We start from the raw sequence: 522 nt of genomic DNA on the forward strand, positions 1-522 counted from the left end.
TCGAACCAGCAGGTCAACAATCTGGCCATCTCGACCAACCAATAAGCAGCCAAGCCAGCCGGGACAAGCCCAGCTGGCAGACATGGGTTCACCCCGCTTTACCCGGCCTGATGACCGGTCTTTGCAGTCAGTTGTAATCTTCCGCACTTAAAGGAGCATCACCATGAAGCACCAGAAGAAGCTACTGTTTGTTGCACTGCTCACAGCTTACGGCGCGGCCTACGCCAACCCCACTCCTGTTGTACAACCGGCTGACCCGACCAGCGTGGTGACCACAGTCAGCGGCACCAACACGCTGCAGGTCAACAACCGTCAGGAATACAACGTAAACGAGGGTGGCAGCGTCACCTACGGCAACGACTACAACGAAAATGTCGACATCACGGTCAGCCACGAGCCGGCCTTTAGCAAAGCAGTCACCGCCACCGCTACCGACTCGCAAAAAATCCTTGGCGGCACGGGCTCCCCGTTCATCATCAAAGATCCGTCGAACGCCACCATGAATGACAGCGTCGTCGGCAA

At 56.9% G+C, this 522-nt stretch carries 1 protein-coding gene; it reads left to right on the plus strand.

The annotated features are described in order from the left end of the window. Positions 1 to 163: 163 nt before the first annotated feature. Positions 164 to 522: hypothetical protein (locus GQF02_RS15745; RefSeq protein ID WP_407924832.1), on the plus strand; the 359-nt coding region annotated here is incomplete at its 3' end.

This window comes from Craterilacuibacter sinensis (assembly GCF_009831765.1).
In the GTDB taxonomy this organism is placed as follows: domain Bacteria; phylum Pseudomonadota; class Gammaproteobacteria; order Burkholderiales; family Chromobacteriaceae; genus Craterilacuibacter; species Craterilacuibacter sinensis.